Source organism: Paenibacillus marinisediminis, from assembly GCF_054343325.1.
On the sequence record NZ_JBTGUH010000008.1, the window covers coordinates 111,813 to 131,945 of the forward strand.

Annotated in this window: 13 protein-coding genes; all 13 read right to left on the bottom strand. The window is 45.0% G+C overall.

What is annotated here, in order from left to right; translation table 11 throughout:
* Nucleotides 1-13: 13 nt before the first annotated feature.
* Nucleotides 14-2,515: a hypothetical protein gene (locus ACXX53_RS17265; RefSeq protein WP_458569916.1), complete on the bottom strand. Its 2,502-nt coding sequence runs from the start codon at nt 2,513-2,515 to the stop codon at nt 14-16.
* A 151-nt stretch (nt 2,516-2,666) separates the two neighbouring features.
* Nucleotides 2,667-5,570, bottom strand: a complete 2,904-nt coding sequence (locus tag ACXX53_RS17270; RefSeq protein ID WP_458569917.1) for an S-layer homology domain-containing protein — start codon at nt 5,568-5,570, stop codon at nt 2,667-2,669.
* Nucleotides 5,571-6,191: 621 nt separating this feature from the next.
* Nucleotides 6,192-10,229 (bottom strand): S-layer homology domain-containing protein, encoded by a 4,038-nt coding sequence (locus ACXX53_RS17275; RefSeq protein WP_458569918.1) that lies wholly within the window; start codon nt 10,227-10,229, stop codon nt 6,192-6,194.
* A 195-nt stretch (nt 10,230-10,424) separates the two neighbouring features.
* Complete coding sequence (locus ACXX53_RS17280) at nt 10,425-11,558, bottom strand: MraY family glycosyltransferase (protein WP_458569919.1); 1,134 nt, start codon at nt 11,556-11,558, stop codon at nt 10,425-10,427.
* A gap of 120 nt (nt 11,559-11,678) precedes the next feature.
* Complete coding sequence (locus ACXX53_RS17285; protein ID WP_458569920.1) at nt 11,679-12,431, bottom strand: WecB/TagA/CpsF family glycosyltransferase; 753 nt, start codon at nt 12,429-12,431, stop codon at nt 11,679-11,681.
* Between the two features lie 16 nt (nt 12,432-12,447).
* On the bottom strand, nt 12,448-13,569 hold the full coding sequence (gene csaB / locus ACXX53_RS17290; protein WP_458569921.1) for a polysaccharide pyruvyl transferase CsaB: 1,122 nt from the start codon (nt 13,567-13,569) through the stop codon (nt 12,448-12,450).
* Nucleotides 13,545-15,551 (bottom strand): DUF5693 family protein, encoded by a 2,007-nt coding sequence (locus ACXX53_RS17295; RefSeq protein ID WP_458569922.1) that lies wholly within the window; start codon nt 15,549-15,551, stop codon nt 13,545-13,547. Before ACXX53_RS17295 ends, csaB begins: the two co-directional genes overlap by 25 nt.
* A gap of 113 nt (nt 15,552-15,664) precedes the next feature.
* Nucleotides 15,665-16,099 carry a 3-hydroxyacyl-ACP dehydratase FabZ gene (gene fabZ, locus ACXX53_RS17300; protein WP_458569923.1) on the bottom strand — a complete coding sequence of 145 codons (435 nt, stop codon included), beginning with the start codon at nt 16,097-16,099 and terminating at the stop codon, nt 15,665-15,667.
* Nucleotides 16,100-16,232: 133 nt separating this feature from the next.
* The gene (locus ACXX53_RS17305; RefSeq protein ID WP_458569924.1) at nt 16,233-16,748 is read right to left on the bottom strand and encodes a CDP-alcohol phosphatidyltransferase family protein; all 516 of its coding nucleotides are present in this window, start codon (nt 16,746-16,748) and stop codon (nt 16,233-16,235) included.
* 181 nt (nt 16,749-16,929) lie between these two features.
* The gene (locus ACXX53_RS17310; RefSeq protein WP_458569925.1) at nt 16,930-17,220 is read right to left on the bottom strand and encodes a DNA-directed RNA polymerase subunit beta; all 291 of its coding nucleotides are present in this window, start codon (nt 17,218-17,220) and stop codon (nt 16,930-16,932) included.
* A 21-nt stretch (nt 17,221-17,241) separates the two neighbouring features.
* On the bottom strand, nt 17,242-18,072 hold the full coding sequence (locus tag ACXX53_RS17315; RefSeq protein ID WP_458569926.1) for a flagellar hook-basal body protein: 831 nt from the start codon (nt 18,070-18,072) through the stop codon (nt 17,242-17,244).
* Between the two features lie 52 nt (nt 18,073-18,124).
* Entirely contained in the window at nt 18,125-18,982 is an 858-nt protein-coding gene (locus tag ACXX53_RS17320; protein WP_458569927.1) for a flagellar hook-basal body protein, read from the bottom strand.
* Nucleotides 18,983-19,038: 56 nt separating this feature from the next.
* Nucleotides 19,039-20,040: a rod shape-determining protein MreB gene (gene mreB, locus ACXX53_RS17325; RefSeq protein ID WP_458569928.1), complete on the bottom strand. Its 1,002-nt coding sequence runs from the start codon at nt 20,038-20,040 to the stop codon at nt 19,039-19,041.
* Between the last annotated feature and the right edge of the window lie 93 nt (nt 20,041-20,133).

Here is a 20,133-nt window from a genome sequence, read left to right on the forward strand (position 1 = left end):
CATCCTTCATTAACTAGTTTATAGGAATAATACTTCTGTAAGCTGCAATCTCTTTAGTTCCCAGTAATTTACGATGTCCATTAATCTCATCGTAAATGTTGATGTTGTAGCCTTTATAGAGAACATTGATTACATCTTTGCCTTCGAATGTAACGGTATGCTTCTTGTCTTCACCTGTAGGCATCGATTCCGACTCGCTTCCTCCAATTGTATAAGATTTCTCAAATGTGCGCGTTCCATCTACGATTTCGAATACAATCTTGTGACTAGAGTTAGCTACCTCTTCATATGGTGTAGACATCTTCATGTTGTAGCTGAATTCAATGTTGAACTGATCATTAGAAGGAACGGATACGCTAAGCTTATTCACATCTAATGTATATGGATTGAAAGATAGACCCTTCAGATCCGTCAATACTGTTGTTGATTGCTGAGGAAGAATGTATTCCTTCACATTTACGATACCATCCGGCTGTGCTTCTCCAGTCGTATATTCAGCTCCTGTAATAGCTTCACCGACATATAGTCTTATCTTTTCCTTAGAAACGGATTTAGGAATATTCGCAGTTATGGCTACTAGTGCTGATCCAGTCGAACTGATCTTATTTTTCGCATACTCGAACTTAGCTGGAATATAAGTGCCATCCTCTGCGATGAAGTATGCCGACATTCTTGGAAGTGCGTTCATCCGTGTTTCCTGATTCGTTTGCTTAAAGTCAACATACAACAGATCTGTTTCTTTTCCTTCATATACAGAATAGTTCATAATATTGACTTGCGACTGTCTGCCGCTGTTCGCAATCAGGTACGGCTGATGATTTTGCAGGTATGGCATATACGTGAATTTACTTCCTGTCAGCGAGAATCTTCCAATAGTGCTGCTACTTGTTTCACTCAGCACGTTGGACAGTACAACAGACACGTTGCTGTAATCATAATTGTATGGAACCTTGCTTGACATCACCATTTGGATCGTCTCACCAGGCTTTATACTGAGCTTATTTGCAGGCTTTATTAAGTGGACAGACTTTTCGTCCATCTTATTACCGTTCAGAACCATATATCCTTTAATATTCGGTACTGAGGCGTCTGCTGTGCCTTTATTCGTAACTTCAATAATTGCATTCAATATATCTGTATCTTCCCAAGGCAAGCGCTGAAGCTTATCTACCTTCACTTCATATACGCCGTCCTTATTCTTCAATGTTGTTGTGTTGCCTGATGAACTTCCTTCATTCATCGCAGGAACTTGATAGATTGCGACGAGATAGTCATTCTTTTTGTTCTCTTCCTTAGCCTTTTGAACCAGAAGCTTTAGACCATCTTTGTTAGCTGTACTAGGAATACCCACTGACATATTAACCTGAGCCTGCATGCCAGGAAGAATCTCTTCCTTCATCTCATCAGCTTTCATAGGATATACAATACCTTCTGATGTCATGATGCTGTATTGATAAGCCGGCAACGATACAGCCTTCTTACCAATGTTCTCGAATTTCAACGTAATGTTAATATTTTTCGTATCACCAGATGTATCAACCATAGAATCTACGATCTGTGTCGCTACACTAACATCATTGATATGGACGATTTTCTTGGCGCCTGGTTTGGTATATACATGTTCGTCAGCTTTAATGATCGTACCATAATAACCAAGCGGAACTTCGGTGTTATTTTCACCGTCTTTCGATGTAACATACAATTGATAGGTTACGCCACGATTTTGAGTAGGCAGTTTAGCATAGAGATTGATATTCTTCTGCTCGTTAGGTGCAATTTCTGTACCCGCGGCTATGTCAGCATCTAGTTTATAGAACTTGCCTTCCGAGCTCTTCAGATAATAATTCATCTCTGGAAGCTTCGCATTATTGTTACTAATGTTCTCTATCGCAAGTGACATTGTTCCTTCAGTCACCTGACCTACCTTCACTAATTGAAGACTGGAAGCTACTGTTTTGAGCTTAAGATCTTTCTGCGTTATTACCTTGCTTCTACCGTACGGTACAACCGTTGAGAATTTCGCAGGCACAGCAATCGTTCCTAGCGCTTGCTCATAACCTGGCATGCTGAAATTCCATTTTACAACTTTAAATCTTAGATCAGATAAGTTTGTTTTAGGATTTACCTTGACTGAAAATTGAATACCTTCAGTCGTATTCGGTGCTATCTTGCTTTTCTTAGCATCAGCCGGATTGATGACTGGAGTATAATTGGAACCTAATACATCAGTTACCCTGACCCAGTAATCCTTGAAATCAAGCGAGGACTTCTCTCCGTTATGTATTGCAAAAGTAAAATATACAGTTTTGTCATTTCCGGTGTAGCTCATTTCCGGATCCTTAATCTGAATATAACTGTTCTTCGTTATGTATATAGATTGCAAATTAGGTGATTCGTATACAGGATTCGTAATTCCTGATGCAGCATGTGCGGTTGATGGTGCTAAGCCGCCCACTGAGAAGGACATTAACATAGCAGATGCAGTCAACAACAATACAGTACGTTTCAGTTTCAAGCTTTTCATCCTTTCTGGTAAATCTTTTAATATATACAATTATATAATGTAAGACGACTAGAATGGATAAAAGTTGCTTAAAGTTAGATGACAATATTGACACAAAAAAAGAGCTGGGATAAATCCCAGCTCTTTTTCTAAGTTACGTTAATTATTTAGTAACGATAACGTTAACTGTGATGCTAACTGCGTTATCAAAGAGAAGGTTCAGAACATAAGTGGAGCCTTCAGTTACAGCTGACAGCTCTTGTTTGTTACCTTTCTCATCTTTGATGTTACCAACCATTGGGAACGGATTTGCAGCAAGTTCTACACCGTATTGGTCAGTTACTTTAACGATATCATTAGCAAGTTTCTGAGCGTCTCTAGCATCTGCAGCTTTAACAGTGATTGTATCAGCTGCTACTTTCTTAGCGCTCGTTGCAGAACCGTCTTTCAGTTCAACTTTAGTCGCTGTAGGCTTAACATTCGAAACTACCAGTTCCTTTTGAATGTTTTCAAATGTATTTGCGCCGTATACAGCAACTACAACAGTCTTCTTCAGTTCACCATTAGTGAAGTCATCTTTATCGAAATTAGCTTCAAGCTTACCTTCACCATTCAATGTCAGACCACTGTTCGCTGGGTTAACTTTATAGCTTGTAGTTGGAATAGCAACCTTAGTTCCATCTTCGAGCACGCCGTTAACTGTAACTCCTACAGCGTACTTAGCACCACCGCCGTTGTAAAGTTTACCCATGTCAGCTACTTCATAGCTCTTGACATCTGCTTTAGAAACTACACGGGAAGTGAATGAGAATTGGCTACCCTCAACCACATTACCTTTAGCATCGACCAGAGTCAAAGTGATAGTGGAGCTACCAGGCTTATTAGCTGTAAATGTTACTTCTTTGCCGGTTGCAATTTCAGAGCCAGTCAATGCAACAACTGCTCCGTTAGAAGATTCTACGTTCACCTTGTAGCCTGCTTTAGCGAAGTCAAAGTCGCGACCGTATTGGTCTTGAACTTTGAGGTTGCCAGACTTCAATGTGCCAGTTGCAGTTTCTGCAAAGTTGGATACGAAGTCTTTAGTACCGTAAACCACTTTACCTTCAGCTTTAGCTACCGCACTGAAAGATGTTTGAGCTGGTTTACCTTTTTTCGTATATGCGTTGACGAATACTGTACCTTCAGCAGCCGGTGTAACGTAAAGTTTTGCTTTTTTAGTTACATAGTCTTGCTCAAATACAGGATCAGCTGTTGCATTTGCTGCAGTCAAGCTTAAGAAGCCAGCATTAAGTTTAGCCGCATCTGTGATTTCGTTTCCGAATTGGTCAACTGCAGTGAACGGAATCTCAGTCTTTTCACCTACTACAGCAACTGCTGGAGTTCCAAGAGAGATGGAATCAACTGTTACAGCTTCCTTAACGACAACATCATAGCTAACGCGAGCAGGAGATGTCTTGGAGAACAATGTAATAGTAGATGTACCAGCATTTACCGAAGTTGCATTAGCTGCAAGCTTCAATGGAAGAACAAGCTTGTTCACACCATCGATTGTCATAGTTTTGACATCAGTGTAAGTTGCGTCAACTACAGTAGGATTTGAAACTGCGATGAGCATGTTGTCTTTAATAACTTGTGGATCCGTAATTACGTTTCCGTATTGATCCTTAGCATCAAGAACGATCGCCCAGTTTTCTGGAGCTGCTTCACCAGCTGTCAATTCCTTCTTATCGATGTTATAAAGACCAGTAGCGCTGATTTCAGCTACGCCAGCTTGATCAGACACAGTCAGCACTTGAGTTGCGAACTGCTGGGACTGAACATCAAGAACGTTAACAGCAACCTTCTCGTCCTTCTTGAAATCAGTCTTGCTTGTTATTTTAATTACGCCGCTTGGATCTGCAACAGCAGTGTGTTGACCAGCATGAACATTCAGACCAGAAGCTTTAGCCTTAGTGATGTCCTCGTTGTACTGGTTTGTGATCTTGAATGCTGTTGTAACTACCTTAGGATCCTTTTGCAAGATAGCTTTGTCAGACAAGAACTCAATCTTAGCTACTTTTTCAGCTTCTACGCTGAATTTACCAGCGTCAACAGCTTTCTCAGAAACGCCGTTCACTGTTACAGTGTAGTCGCCTTTCATAAGGTTAGTAACGAATTCAACAGTTGCAACTGTCTTGTTATCGTTCCAAGCTACCTTAGCAACGTTTGCTTTTCCGCCAGTGGAGTTCTTCACGTCGAAAGTAGCTTTAGCTGTGTCAACCGCACGGTTGAAAGTTACTTCTACTTTCTTAGCGCCTACCAACTTGGAAGTAGCAGATACTGCTTCAAGAGTAACGTCTACTTTGTATGTTTTACCCTTGTGGTTTACTTCAACAGTTGTTTTTTGGCCTTCAACAAGTGCCTTGTCAAGAGCTACTTTAACAACTTCTTTGTCAGAGAAAGTAACTTCGATGTTCTTCGCATCGATTACTTGTACTTTTTCTACAACTACGCCAGTTTCTTGACGAACAGCATATGCTGCATCAACCAAGATAGCGCGAGTTACTGGAACGTTCCATTTGCCGTTAACGGAGAAGTCATAGCCTTCTGCCTTCATAGCTGCAACCCAGCCATAAGCCCATTTGCTTACGCCGTCGATTGCTGGAGCGTCTTTAACTTCTTCAAGACCAAGAGCTTTTGCGAATGCTTTCGCCATTTGCTCGCCTGTAACCTTACCTTTAAGGTCAAACTTGTCATTGCCTACACCGCCCATGTAGCCAGCTTTGTTAACTGCTTCTACATAGTCTTTAGCCCAGTGCTTAGCATAGTTTTGATCCTTGAATGTTGGAGGTGCGTCTTTAACGATCTCCAAGTTAGTTGTAAGAGCAAGGATCTTAGCGAATTGACCACGGTCAGTTTGAACGTTCAATTGCGGATCGTTGCTTCCTGGAATTCCGTTAAAGATACCATCTTTAACCAATGCTTCGTATTTCTGTTCTGTTGTGAGTTCTGCGGCACCGAATGCTACGTTCGCGAACATGGAGAACGCCATAGCAACGGACAGCAACATAGCTAATCTTTTTTTCATAACCTTTTTTTCTCCTCCTCTAAATTGCTTCGGTTGTTGAGAGTGTTGCATAGAAGATTGATAGCTCATTTCCCTCATTCGCCGATTCACCCCCTTCCCAGAGTAGAGCGAAATGTATACAAAAGAAGTCTGCAACACGAGCATGTTACAGAAACTCGTAAACGAATGGGAATAATAGAGATATGTATGCCACTCTAGACATTATACATGGGCTAGTGCCTAGCGTAAAGCATAATTTGTGAAAAACAGGGAACAATAAAGAATTTTACCGTTTGTTTTTCAACTTCATGTATTTTAACGCAACAATCTCAAAAAAGTTGCGCAAAACAGAAAAAACTTTTTAAAAATCGTTTTTCTTCTGTCATACATCATAAATCTCAATACGAACTGCTATACAATATGTACACTTTCATCATCCACGTCACATAGTATATCGCTATACATACCCTTAGTCATTCATCAATACTTACCAACAGATGTAATTAATTCAGCTAACTGGATGATTTGAGCTATGCTTACAATTCTGATCGTAATCATCTAAATAGTAAAAGGGAGAGCCGAGAATCACCTCAGACTCTCCCAATTTATTACCCATTAATACAATAATCAAAGCAATTGATCCTACAGCTTAGGAAGCTTCTTCATATCAACCATGACTCTCGACATGATCAGAGCAGCATCTCCGCGAAGCATGTTGGCATCAGGATTAAACACATAAGCGGTCTTAGGATCGCTAGGATTAACAGGCATACCTGAAATCAAGCCCTTCTTAGCGACTGCTAAAACGGATGGACGTGCATAGTATTCTACCTGGTTCCAGTCCTTAAAGTACTTCGCAAGTTCCTTATCAATCTTCGCACGGTCAGTCTCCAGCTTCAAATTAAGAGCCTTAGCGATCATAACCGCGGCATCTTGACGAATAACCGGCATGTCTCCTTCGAACGCATACGGCGCAACACCGCGCACGATCCCCTTACGGGCGGCCGTCTCGACATATCGAGCATCCCATAGGGCTGTTTCATCATAGACATTATTTTCAGAGAAGTAGATATCATTAAAATGCTTAGGCCCATCATAATCCAGCGGGATATCGAGCGCTTTAACGAGCATGCGCGCCAATTCTCCGCGACTCACGTACGTATCTGTACCGAACGATTGATTCGGCAGCTCTGCATTCATAATCCCCTTTGCAAATATCGCTTCAATATGATCGCGAGCGTATGGATGGCCGACTACATCATTATAGGAATATGCCAGCTTCGCTACGACATAGTAACCGAATCGATCAAATGGAACGGTAATCGTATGCTTCGCCGGATCTACAACACCGCCGAGATTCTCCCATCCTTGTGTACCTACACCCGTCTTATAGGTATCGCCAACATATCGGAATACGGTGATGACAGAACCAGCATCATGCGTTACGTCTGCATCATAGGATAGTGTGAGCTCGCCGACCTTGGAAGGAACCAATTCTCGTTCCGGTTCACGGTTCATGAAAGATGGAACCTCAGCATTAGGGAACTGATACGGATCATTTCCATATAGGATTGGATCATAGACAGCATCTGAACCTGGTGGTTCGATGTTATCGGCTAAGCCTGGATCGATCCAGAAGACTGGGCTGGCCTGTGTAAAGCGGTCTGGGAACACCTCAAATATGGCACGTCCTTTATTGACTTCTTCGTCAACAAAGTTTGCCGGGAGATCAAGGAAATCGTGACGATTGACTACCCCATCGCGCGGATTGGCCATTGCAAATAACAGATCATTATTCGCATATACCTGATTTTTATATTGCTCCGGCACATCATAATCTTTGCGAATCAAGCTCGTACCTGTAGCAAAATTCAGTGACAAGGCGTTATCGAACATTTTATGAGACTTTTTCATAGGCTCCATATATTGAGCGCCAGGAATGTTCGTCGGCACATAAGTTACCTTAATGGTATCTTGGATACTTTCCGTACCCGTCACGATCGTAAACTTAATCGGTGTTTCCTTGTTCTTCTTCAGACCTTTGACAATAACTCGATAGGCATCGTCAAAATGCTTATCGCCGAGCGTATACTCCTGCTTCTTGACAACTTCACCATTAATAATGACCTTGTCGGCACCTGGTGAATTAATGACAACCTCGACAAAGTTCTGATTCAAGATCGGCTTCAAGACATTGCCGGAACTGATTGGATACGGCTTAACAATTGTATATGGCAATTTAATAGGTGCTATAAATAGCTCTGCCGGCGGTGCTGCTTGACCATGACTGCTTACAACAACGGTGAATACAACCATGCTTCCGTTCGTCGGAAGCTCATTGTTTCGCAGGAAGAAAGAGAAGTTCTTCTTATCGCGGTCATAGACAACCTTAAGTCCACGGTCTTCATAATCATTTACACCAGGAACGTACAGATCATCTTTGTTGACGCCAATGACTGTAAAAGCGTCTGCAAGAGTCCATGTCAGGTCCAGATTACCAACCGTCGGCGCCTTGATTTGAACCTTGTACTCAGATGCGTCTCCCAAACTATCGCGTATTTCTTTAGCATCTTCAACATTCGGAAGATCAATAAAGTCAAAGGTACCAAACACATTGGCCGATTGTTCTCTGGTATAGAATACGCCGCCCTTCTGCTCGAACAATTCCGAATTCGGAATCGGATAAGGCTTCACGCTCTGCGTATTGCTATACGGGAACAGCTTCTCCACTATCGGTAAATTCTTAGGTACAATCGAAATCTTGATCTCATTGGTATAACTTGTTTTGCTATCGCGATATTCCAATCGAATCTTGTTTTCACCCAAAGCCAAGCGGCTAGCAAAGGATGTGTCATCCGTACCACTAATTTCGATTCGATTGAGTCCTAGTTGAGTCTCATTCAGCGGATGCATACGCACATTGTTCAAATACAAAGATACGTTATCGTTTGTTAATTTGCTGTCACTAGGAACATTAAGCAAATCCCCTGCTAAACGCCCTAGGTCATTTTGGAATACACTAACCTTCCAATCATCTTTGTTCGTGTTTGCATTAACAATCATTCCGTTATAGGCTTTATCAAATTTGAAATAAGGGCCGTGAACGACGGATACGGTTGCCGTATAGGACTTATTTGCTCCATTTTTATCGTAGACAAATTCAATCTTCTGTTCTCCCGAGAACGGCAGTTGATCCAGTTGATAAATATAGCGCATCGCTTGCCCGCTGCCTACATCAACCGATACAGGTTCTTTAGCAAGGAATTTCAAAACTGGCACAGTACTAGCTGTCTTACCAGCAGAGTTTTTAACCTCTTTAATCTCAATTAGATCTTCCCCAACCGCACCGTTTACCACAACAAACTCAATTGCTGTTGGCAAGCGGTAAATGCCTGCGCCATTGAGAGGAGATCCTGGAAGGCCGAATATTGCACTGTCATTACCAGCCATCGAAACATCATAGCCCTCTAGATAATTAACCGTTTGGAAGAAAGGCGTACTGTTATTCGTTACTTCGACTGTATAAGTTTCACTTACAATGTTGTTAGGGAGTACATTAGTAGATATCCCGCTTATCTCAACCGAGATTCTGTTCTTGCCGAACGCAAGATAACCACCTGTGTTATCGTAGCTATATTGTATGGTCGTTGCCGCACTGCCTTGATCAATCGAAACGATCTGGGCTGTTGCACTTAATGTGGGATACGCGCTCGTCTTAATCGTTATAACGGGGTTAATAACATCGCCGTTATTATCTTTCATTAAAGCTGTTGTCGGAATTGTAACGGAACCTTCCAATATCGAATACTTCTGCATATCTGCATCTGTTGCCATAGATATATTCGGATTGGTCGTAATATTGATCTTATTCTTGCTGCCCGTCGTTCCATCTACATTCACAAGATTTACATTATGAAAGGTAACATTGCCATTGAAGAACGTAATGAGCCTTTCCGTTTCAAACACTTGGGAACCGTTGATTGAACTTATCTTGACTACATTCGTCCCTCGTTTGATATTGACGGCGCCAGCTGTAAATTTCCATCCGCTGGATCTCGATACGTTATACGTCCAAGAGCCGCTGTCTGTTGTAACCTTAACCTGCTCAGCATTCTTAGCTATACCGCTAATGCTGACGTTGATGCTGTCTTTATTCGTGCTGTTATTGTTAGAAGATGTAATAACCGTCGCTTCATTCTCCTTCAGCTCTTGGTTATTCACCTTCAAGTCTTGCAGAGTAGGGCCATTACGGTACTCGATATAAACGGATTCAGGCGGAACCGGAGATATACCGACGTTACCCTGGAACGTAATTCGGTTCATTCCATCATACAGCTGAATGTTGGAAACCGTAATCTTGGTGCCCGACTGCGTAATATTTCCTACCAGTCCTTCACGCGACTCAATGGTGGTTTCTTGGGTGCCATTCTTCACTACTTTACTTACGGTGTAGGTTATCGTCTTAAAATCAGATATCCCGTTCACCGTACCCGAGAGATTGACGCGTTCGTCAGTTGTTACTCGAGCATTTTCGAATGTATAGCTCTCATTCGGGAATAAGAAGTAAGTCCCCTTATCCGTCACAGTCGTAGCCGCTGCCTCTACAACTGAGCTAACAGGCAATGGCACAAACGTAACGATAAGCGCCAAAGTGAGTATTATGGAGATCAATTTCTTCAAAGTGTACGTCCTCCTTTGTACTTGCATGTTCGCTTCTAGACTCCTTGGTCAGAATACAGATAGTCATATACATTTCTTATCGGTTCAACTTGCTTCAATCTTTAGACAAAGCATCAATTACAACAAAAAAAACCTTCAAGTTCTCGAATGCAATTCGAGGACTTGAAGGTTCTTATAACAGCTATATGATTATGATTATTCCGAGCGAGAATTCGTCGCATGGACCTTAGCACCTAGACGATGCAGCATATTAAGCAAAGGCTTTCTCGTCTTGCTCACAATACCGATGACTTCGGCACCGATCTGCAATGCGACAAGCAGAATACATATCACTACGAACGTCACCCAGCTTGCATCATGTGAAGCTGCGATCGATGAAATGATCGCTAATACTCCAAAGAAAGCCGCAATACCATAAATAATCAATACCGTCTTGCGGTGGCTGAAGCCTAACTCGCGCAAGCAATGATGAAGATGTCCCTTGTCAGGCGCAAAGATCGGTTTCTTCTGCAGCCAGCGGCGCAGAATGGCAAAGAACGTATCAGATAACGGCACACCAATGATAAGCAAAGGAGTGATAAAGGATACGATTGCTACTTGCTTAAATCCAAGCATCGATAATACCGCTAAGCTGAAGCCAAGGAACAGGGAGCCTGTATCACCCATAAAGATGCGTGCCGGATGAAAGTTAAAGAACAGGAATCCGATAATGCTGCCCAGCAACAGCGAACAGAGCAGAATGACAACCGGGTTGCCCATTATAACGGCCATGACAAGCAGCGTGCCGATCGAGATCGCTGATACACCGGCAGCCAAGCCGTCCAAGCCATCAATAAGGTTAATCGCATTCGTCACACCGACGATCCAGAAGATCGTAAGCGGAATTGCAACCCAATCACCGATATTCAAGTAATGATCGCCGAATGGCACATCGATAAAGTTAACGGTCATATCGAAGCCAAACACGACGACCATAGCCGCAACGATCTGACCGAGCAATTTCACCTTAGCAGACAATTCAAAGCGGTCATCCAGCGCACCGACCAAAACGATGATCGTACCGCCCGCTAATAGAGCTTTAACCAGATTAGCGTCTCGCGTAGTTCCAAATAAAATATCCGGTACAATCAGCATCATTCCGAGCAGCGTTATGGCAAAAGCCCCGTAAATCGCAAGGCCGCCCATTCGAGGCATGATGCGTGTGTGGACCTTTCGCGCATTAGGAACGTCGACTGCTCCTACCTTAATCGCAAATTTCTTTACTAAAGGGGTTAAGCCAGTAGCTAACAGCAACCCCATCAATCCACCGAGTATATAGACAATAGTCATTGGTTTCGTTCAACCTCCATTTGATGTACCGGATTGAATTATACTCCGTTCAAAATGGAAACTCCAATACCGTAAAACGTTGAGAACTTACGAAAATGTAAGCTAATAAACGTGTTTATTTCATTTTAGCACGTTATTCTTATCTCGCATGACTTTCAAGGCAAATTTCGGCAACGCCAGCATTCGCTTGTAACGAGTTGGCTCCTTGACCAATCGGTACAGCCATTCCAGCTTCATCTGCTGAACCCATTGCGGAGCACGCTTCATACGACCCGAGATGACATCAAAGCTTCCTCCGACGCCCATCATTAATGCGGCGTTCAGGGAATCGCGATATTTCGCAATCCACGGTTCTTGCGTGTCCGCGCCGCGGGCTACAAACAAGATATCCGGAGCTGCGGCACGAATCTGCTCCACAACCTGTTCATCTTCCGCTGCGCCGAAATATCCGTCACGCGCCCCAACAATCTGAACACCCGGATATTGCTGCTGCAATCGTTCTTTAGCTGCCTGGATCACTTCTGGCGCCGCGCCAAGCATATACACGCGCCAGCCGTGTTGCTCACCTGTGCGCATCAATTCATGGAGCAGATCAAACCCTGTTACACGTTCCGCAAGCGGTGCACCTGCGTAATTAGCAGCCCACACGATACCAGATCCATCCGGTACGATCATATCGGCTTGCTGCATAACGCGCATGAAGTTATCATTCTCCAAAGCAGCCATAACCATTATGGGATTAGCTGTAATCACGTGCGTACTGCGACGTTGGATGATGGCCTCGGATAACCAAGCGACCGTTTCCTTCATCGACAGTGAAGAGAAAGGTATTCCATATATCGGTACTGTCTTAAAGCCTTCTGCTTGTTTCATTATTTTATCACCTATTCTATGGACGCATAAGCTTCATGATTTGTTGCGCTGGTTGTTCTGCTTGTTCCATTAACCGTGTGATCGCAGCCTCATGATTGCTGCGCCAGCCGTCAATATTGCCAAGCACAGCGGCGACTGCGTCGGCCGCGTGCTCAGCATCAAGCTTCTCGGTCGAGCCGATCGCTTGTTCATCCAAACGGTGCAGAAACTGATCGATCTTCGGATCATAGGATATTCCGAGCACCGGCACGCGCTGTGACGCTGCGTAGATGAGGGCATGCAGCCGCATGCCGATCATCAGATCACAGCGCGCCACCTCCGCGAGCATATCGAGCGGATGGTCATAAGCAGGGCTGATGCTCATGGCTGAGCCATGAGCATGTACATCGCCCAGCTCCTTCATCACGAAGCGCGAAGCCTCCTCATCCGCGTTCCCGTGAAACGGAAGAAAGCGGATATGGACCGCTTGGCGCTTGATCATTTCCTTGAGCAGCGCAGCGACGCGCTGCAAATCTGCGCGATCCGCGTTCCAATAGCGAACGGACACACCGACGACGGGCAGTCCATTCGCATCCTTAATCGCAGGCAGCCTCTTCTCCGTCGGAAGCTTGATGCCCATTACCGGGTCCGGCACGACGGATACGCGCGCTCCATCCAGTCCCATCTTCTCAAGCAGCTGCTTGGATTCAACATCTCGCACCGTGATCAGCGAAGAACGCTTGAACGCATTGCGGATCATAGGGAAGAACGCTTCACGTCCCACCGGTCCAATCCCTTGCGCGTATATAAATGTCGGCTTGCGCAGCCACTGCGCAAGCTTCAATATTCCAATGTAGTACGGGATTGTCTTCGGACTGGTCGCGTCCTGCAGCAAGCTGCCGCCGCCGCTGATCAATCCGTTGCTCTGCCGTATGGCGCCAAGCACTTCTCCCGGCTTCATACGATGCACAGCACGAACGCCGTACAGCTTCGTTGTTACAGCTGGGTCACCGGACAAAACGATTGGCTCTACCTTTATTCCCTGATCTTGTCCCGCTTTTTCCAATGCAGTCAAGATAGAGATCAGCACCGCCTCGTCACCGCTGTTATGGAAGCCGTAATATCCAGATAAGGCTATAGTCCGAACTTCGGCCGCCATTTTTCCCAACACCTTTCAATGAAGTACCAGACACATACACCAACCAAACCAACAATAAATCCAAGGCCTAGGCCGAGAGCTGTACGAGCAAGCGAGATCATCACTGGCGTATGAATATGTGCAAATGTATCCACCATCGACAATTGTCCCATGGCAGCAACGATTAGAATGAACTGACCAATACGATAGCGGAATGCGATAAAGGCACCGACGATGAACAGAGGATGCGCTATTAAGAACTCCTTCGTACGTGGACGAACGCCAAATGTATCTTCGAGTATAGCTCGGAACGTCAACTCAATCGAGCTTACATTACCAGCATTGCCTGTACGGGACATGTAGTAGTAACCTACAACAGCTACGATACAGAAGCCAACTACCCACATCAGGGTCACATGCGTAGAGAGCCAGCGTTTCGCTTCCTTAAACACGGATTCACCGCGGTACAAGAATACATACAACGCAGTCAAAGCAATCGGTAAAAAGTGCAGCAAGCTGACGCCGCGGAATTGCTGAAGCAGCAGACTGTACGTAATGTTATTCAAGAATGCGATAACAAATGGCACGGCCATCAAAGACAATAGCGATGTACGGAAGAACAATGCTGTCACGCGGCCTAAGCGTGCGCCAAAGCCTGTTACAACCGGACTCTTTTCAATACGACGAACGGCCAGCACCATCGCAATTGTTGGAGCACTGATTGCTACGCCCAAGGCAAGCATCTGTTCCAACATCGAAGGCTTCAATACAAATAATCCACCCGCTCCAATCAACCCGATAATGAAAGCAGGCAGCATCACATACGGCACAAAATACGACAACAGTAGAGCAATAAAGGCTACTCCGCCAACTACAGCAACTGCTTTCGCATATCGCTGCCATCCAGAATCCACTACATCAAACGGCTTAGCTGCTCCAAAAGAGAAGCCATCCTGAGCGATCATATTCATACCATGACCTGGTTCGTGCATTGCTTTAATCAAGTTGTCGGTTGACGTGACAAGCGTAGAGTTGCTTACATCTTTCTTCACACCCACATTTAAATAAAACATGCGGATATTGCGATCCTTAGCGGCTAGCGCCATGCGATCTCCCAACACCAGCGGATCATTAAATGATTCCTCTTCGGAAATTGAATGTGTCCGCACCACATTGTAGTTTGTCATATAGGCAAGCTCATTAAAGCCCTTCTGTGGCGCCTTCAAGCCTTCTATTGAAGCAATACCAATGCCGTGCTTGTTCAAGAGCTCCGCGAAGGAGGACAGACTCTTCTTCTCCGCATTATCCTTGTAGCCTTTAACGGCATCACCTTCAAACAAGATGCGTGTTACACCGAGCTCTTCGAACTGTGTGAGCATCGCATCTACCTGCTTCTCATCGTATGGCATCGTGTCCGATAGCCGCGGTACGATATTGAAGCCCTTATCAACGAGCATCTTCATCGCGATCGGATCCTGTGGCATCGACTTCAGCAGCGCATCCTCCATAGGTGTTTCCAGAATCAGACCGCTCTTGCCTTCAAAGGTCCATGGTCTAACAGGAATGCCTACTTGTTGGAATGTTTCCGTAATGATTGGAGATAACTGACGCTCATCCTCTGGTGTGATGAACAGCAGATATGTATAATTCTCATTCGGATTCGGCACCTTATGTTGCAGCATTGCCGCATCATTGGAATTGTACAGCGTAATACGCCGTGCGTTCTTGAATTCCAGCAATGAACTTTCATACATAGCCATGGATTGAACGCCGGCTTCCTTCAATAGATCCAACTGAGTATTTAAATATGCTGCAGGATTAGCTTGTAACGCTGAAATATCGACTAAGTCGCGGTAATCAACAACAAACTCCACTTGCTTTGACGACTGCTCTGTCTGCACACGTTGCACTACAACAGGCAGTGAAGCGACCAAACCGACGATCACAATAAGCCAGAGCCAAATTTTAAACCGTCGATTTGCCCGTTCTAACGATTGAAACACGAGATCCCCTCCACTGATGATCTGGACTTCTGCATGGGTAACTTCATCGCATCCCCATCCTTGCCCTCGCGGTTAACACATAGATTGTCCAATTTATTCATATACAATCACTGCTATTCAGGCTTCGATAAAGCAAACATAATCTCTGCTTCTGCTACAACTCGGTCGCCTACCATAGCAACGGCTTGTCCTTTGCCAATAACGCCTTTCAAACGAGTAATCTCCACTTCAAGCGTCAATGTATCTCCAGGGAACACCTGCCCGCGAAAACGCGCGCCATCAATTCCAGCAAGGAATCCAATGCGTCCCTTATTTTCTTCCTTCATTAATATAGCCGCAGCGCCAACCTGTGCTAATGCTTCAATAATCAATACGCCAGGCATTACAGGATATTGCGGAAAATGCCCTTGGAAAAACGGCTCATTAATGGTCACATTCTTGATACCTACAGCACGCTTGCCCTCTTCCACCTCTGTGATCCGGTCTACCAGCAGAAACGGGTAGCGGTGAGGAATGATTTCTTGAATTTGCTGATTCGTTAACTCCATAATATTTCTCCTTTCTGAATAACAAGCATAGGTTTTCGTCCAAACTAGAAGTATCCTTCATTGACTGCAGGCTTGGAGGTTAAGATAAGGAGCTTTCCAGAGCGTCAAGGCGCGGAATGGAAAGCTCTTTCTTCTACGTCTCGGCTTTCTGGTTGATCCGTACAAACTTAACCGCATATTGAAACAGCGTAATGAAGGAGAACACGATAACACCCCATAAAAAAGATACAGCATGCTCCCATTGAAAATAAATGCAAACAATCGCAACGTAATACAGCACGGTTGTTAGTTTGCCCATAAAGTTGGCAGGTACCGTCTTCTTGCCTCTTAGATGAAACCAGATCGATCCTGCAATCATTCCCCCGTCTCGAAGCAACATAGCTAATGCTGCCGCAAGCGGCAGATCACCAGACAAGAGCAACGTCAGCAGCACTGCAATCATCATCAGCTTATCAGCTAGTGGATCAAGCATCATCCCCACATAGGTTACCTCGTTGCGTTTGCGTGCCAAATATCCGTCCAGAATGTCTGTCAGTCCGGCTAGCATCCAAACACCGAATGCCGCAATACGTCCACCCATGAAGAATAGGACCACATACACCGGGATGAGAACGAATCGAAACGCCGTTAATGCATTCGGAACATTCATCCCCTAACCCCCAATTGACTTCATTCCTCCAACATATTATACATGCCCATCTATAAAAATAAAACTGTATAGCCGTTGTCCACCCTGCTGTAAAATAGGAGATCGATCATAAAAAAGACACCTCTATGGCCGCAACAGCCTAGAGATGCCCTAATGTTTATCACATTAATCTCATATGTCGTTAACCAAACACAAGCTTGAATACATGTGTCCATGTATCCATGTCTAGCGCTTCTGATACAGTGCCTTTCCCTAGTACAACAAAGCCGACCATCATACCTCCAAATGTCGCTAGAATACATAGCATCGGTACGATGAGCAGACGGAACACCCATTTCATAGCGTTGGACTTCTTCGGTTCCTTAGCGGTATGATCCGGTTCAGATGCAGGCCCTTCTTTATCAGTTGGACGCAGCCGCTCTACACGACTAATAACTTTAGCTGGAGTATAAGGCTCTTGATCCTTATCCATACTAACTCTCACCTACTTCATCTACCCTCGAATGCTGTTCGCGAGTCCCCACATGGCGTCTCCCGAGGACAGCGCACGAGAAGCCATCTGATATGCACGCTGCGCTTGAATCAATTCGGTCATCTCGTCTGTTAACGAGACATTCGAATTTTCCAATACGCCTTGACGTACCGTCAATGGCACATTACCATCTGCGGGAATATTCGTCAAGTCTAATTGTTGAATAACCGTATTGATGTCAATTCCCTGCGGCACTGTATATAGATTGTTTTCAATCTGTTGAAGCAGCTCTGGCTTCACTGGCTGTACAATCTTGATATTGCCAACTTCATTAGTCTCATTTTTAGCGAGATTAACTTCGAACACACGGCCTGCTTCATCAATCTTCATCTGATAGCTTTTGCGAATCCGAATATCGGTACCATCAGTGCTCATCACAGGATAGCCGTCTCTCGTCGTCAGCATCGCTTCTTCATCATTTACCGGAGATAATTGAAAATCTCCTTCACGAACATAAGCCTGTCCCTCCGGCGTACGGACTTCAAATAAGCCGTTGCCCTCTAATGCGAGATCTGTAGGCAAATTCGTCTGTACGAACGACCCCTGCGAGAAATCACGCATGACAGAGGTTAATCGCGAACCGTAGCCATCAGTGTACCCAAGCGGGGTAGCACGTCCTGGGAGCGCAAATTCCGGAAGCTGCTGCTGTGCAGTCGTAAGAACTTCCGAGAAGCTAGCTGTTTTCCGTTTATAGCCTCGTGTATCCACATTAGCGACGTTGTCAGATATGACATCCATCTTGCGCTGCAAGCCGCTCATCGATACGGATGCTGCAATCATTGATTGATTCATAATAGCTGAAAGCCTCCTTCTGCTGAGGAGACAGCATAGATCGGGCTACATCTTAGACTCGCCCAACCTCGTTTGCTGCCTTCTCCAACGTCCTATCATAGAATTGGATTATTTTCTGATTCGCTTCATAAGCCCGGTATGCCGACATTAAGTCAACTTGGGATTGCAATGGATCCACATTCGATCGCTCCAGATAACCCTGCTGGATCCGAACATCTCCTGGCTGAACAGGTTGTCCCGCAGCAGCGCCATCTTCCAGACGATAACGCCCGTTACCGACGCGCAGCAGCTTATTCGGATCTTCAATCCGCGTTACGAGAATGGCTTGGCCAAGTCCCGCTCCTGTACGACCGTTAAACAGTTGACCCTGCTCATTCACGACCACATCGGACATGTTGATATTGTTCAAGACGATCGGCTGATTATTCGTGTTCAACACAAGCGCGCCGTCAGCCGTCATCAATTGTCCATTTGCATTTAATTGAAAATGCCCATCACGCGTATAGCGGATCTGATCCCCTTCGCGCACCGTAAAGAATGCTTCCGGTTTATAAGTCACATTGCCTTGTTCATCAACTGATTTGCCCGATTGATCGAATACCACACCTGGAACTTCAATATCGGAAACGAGCGCAAAGTCGCTCATTTGATTCGTCTGCATCAGATCGCCTTGTGTAAACACATGACGGCCTTCTTCACCAAATACACCCGTGCTCAGCTTACCAAGCTGGGCTCCTGCGGCCGCATCATTCCCCATCAACTGGATCATAAGTTCAGGGAATGTGTGCTGAACCGTATTGACTGACTTGTAACCTGGCGTATTCATATTCGCAATATTATTCGTAACCGTATCATGGCGACGCTGCTGCGTCATCATGCCAGAAGCGGCAGTATATAATCCTCTTAACATGAACGTTCCTCCCGATAACCGATATGGGAAATAAACTACTATTCTTATATATCGGTTTAGAGAGACAATTTCTTAACGACTTTATCCAAATTATCGAGCATGATGCCCGTTCCTTTCACTACACAATGCATAGGGTCGTCTGCAATCAAGACAGGAACCTTCAGCTCCTCAGCTAATAAGTCATCCAATCCATCAAGCATCGCACCGCCGCCTGTCAATATAACTCCGCGGTCGATAATATCTGCTGAGAGCTCTGGCGGCGTCCGTTCCAGCACGGACTTAGCAGCTGCTACAATAGAAGAAATCGGATCCCACAGCGCTTCACGAATCTCATCCGAACTAATCGTAACCGTTAACGGCAAGCCCGTCACCATGTCTCGGCCGCGAATGTCCATCTCACGAATATTGCCATTAGAGCGTACCGTACCAATATTGACCTTTATATCTTCTGAAGTGCGTTCGCCGATTAACAGCTTATACTTTCCTTTTATGTATCTCATGATAGCGGAATCGAATTTGTCACCTGCTATCTTGATGGAGGAGGCCGTTACGATATCACCCATAGAGAGCACCGCAATGTCCGTTGTACCGCCTCCGATATCAACTACCATATTGCCGCTAGGCTGGAAGATGTCCATTCCCGCGCCAATAGCGGCTGCTTTAGGCTCTTCCTCGAGGAAGACTTCCTTAGCGCCGCTGCGTTCCGCTGCTTCACGGATAGCTTTCTGTTCAACAGAAGTAATATTGGTCGGGGCGCAAATTAAGATGCGCGGATGCGAATACCATTTGCGGCCGCCGACACGTTGAATAAAGTGTTTAAGCATTGCCTCAGTAATCTCGAAGTCTGCGATAACGCCGTCCTTCAGAGGACGAATGGGAACGATGTTCCCGGGAGTACGTCCTACCATCTTGCGCGCATCTTCACCAACCGCCAGTACACGCTTCGTATCGCTCTCGATAGCTACTACTGCCGGTTCGTCCAAGACAACCCCCTTTCCTTTCACATGAATAAGAACGTTCGCCGTTCCCAAGTCAATTCCGATATCCTTGCTTAACATAGGTTCGAGAGCCTCCACAATAGATATTGTTAATAAGTTGCGATAAATTCCGACCTTTTCCTGCATTTTCTACATTCCTCATTACCATAGCAC

Excerpts from the sequence above, each read along its gene's own strand:
- ACXX53_RS17320 (WP_458569927.1), bottom strand. The coding sequence starts at position 18,982 with ATGTTAAGAGGATTATATACTGCCGCTTCTGGCATGATGACGCAGCAG.
- csaB (WP_458569921.1), bottom strand. The coding sequence starts at position 13,569 with ATGGCGGCCGAAGTTCGGACTATAGCCTTATCTGGATATTACGGCTTC.
- ACXX53_RS17285 (WP_458569920.1), bottom strand. The coding sequence starts at position 12,431 with ATGAAACAAGCAGAAGGCTTTAAGACAGTACCGATATATGGAATACCT.
- ACXX53_RS17305 (WP_458569924.1), bottom strand. The coding sequence starts at position 16,748 with ATGAATGTTCCGAATGCATTAACGGCGTTTCGATTCGTTCTCATCCCG.
- ACXX53_RS17310 (WP_458569925.1), bottom strand. The coding sequence starts at position 17,220 with ATGGATAAGGATCAAGAGCCTTATACTCCAGCTAAAGTTATTAGTCGT.
- ACXX53_RS17280 (WP_458569919.1), bottom strand. The coding sequence starts at position 11,558 with ATGACTATTGTCTATATACTCGGTGGATTGATGGGGTTGCTGTTAGCT.
- mreB (WP_458569928.1), bottom strand. The coding sequence starts at position 20,040 with ATGTTAAGCAAGGATATCGGAATTGACTTGGGAACGGCGAACGTTCTT.
- ACXX53_RS17315 (WP_458569926.1), bottom strand. The coding sequence starts at position 18,072 with ATGAATCAATCAATGATTGCAGCATCCGTATCGATGAGCGGCTTGCAG.
- fabZ (WP_458569923.1), bottom strand. The coding sequence starts at position 16,099 with ATGGAGTTAACGAATCAGCAAATTCAAGAAATCATTCCTCACCGCTAC.
- ACXX53_RS17270 (WP_458569917.1), bottom strand. The coding sequence starts at position 5,570 with ATGAAAAAAAGATTAGCTATGTTGCTGTCCGTTGCTATGGCGTTCTCC.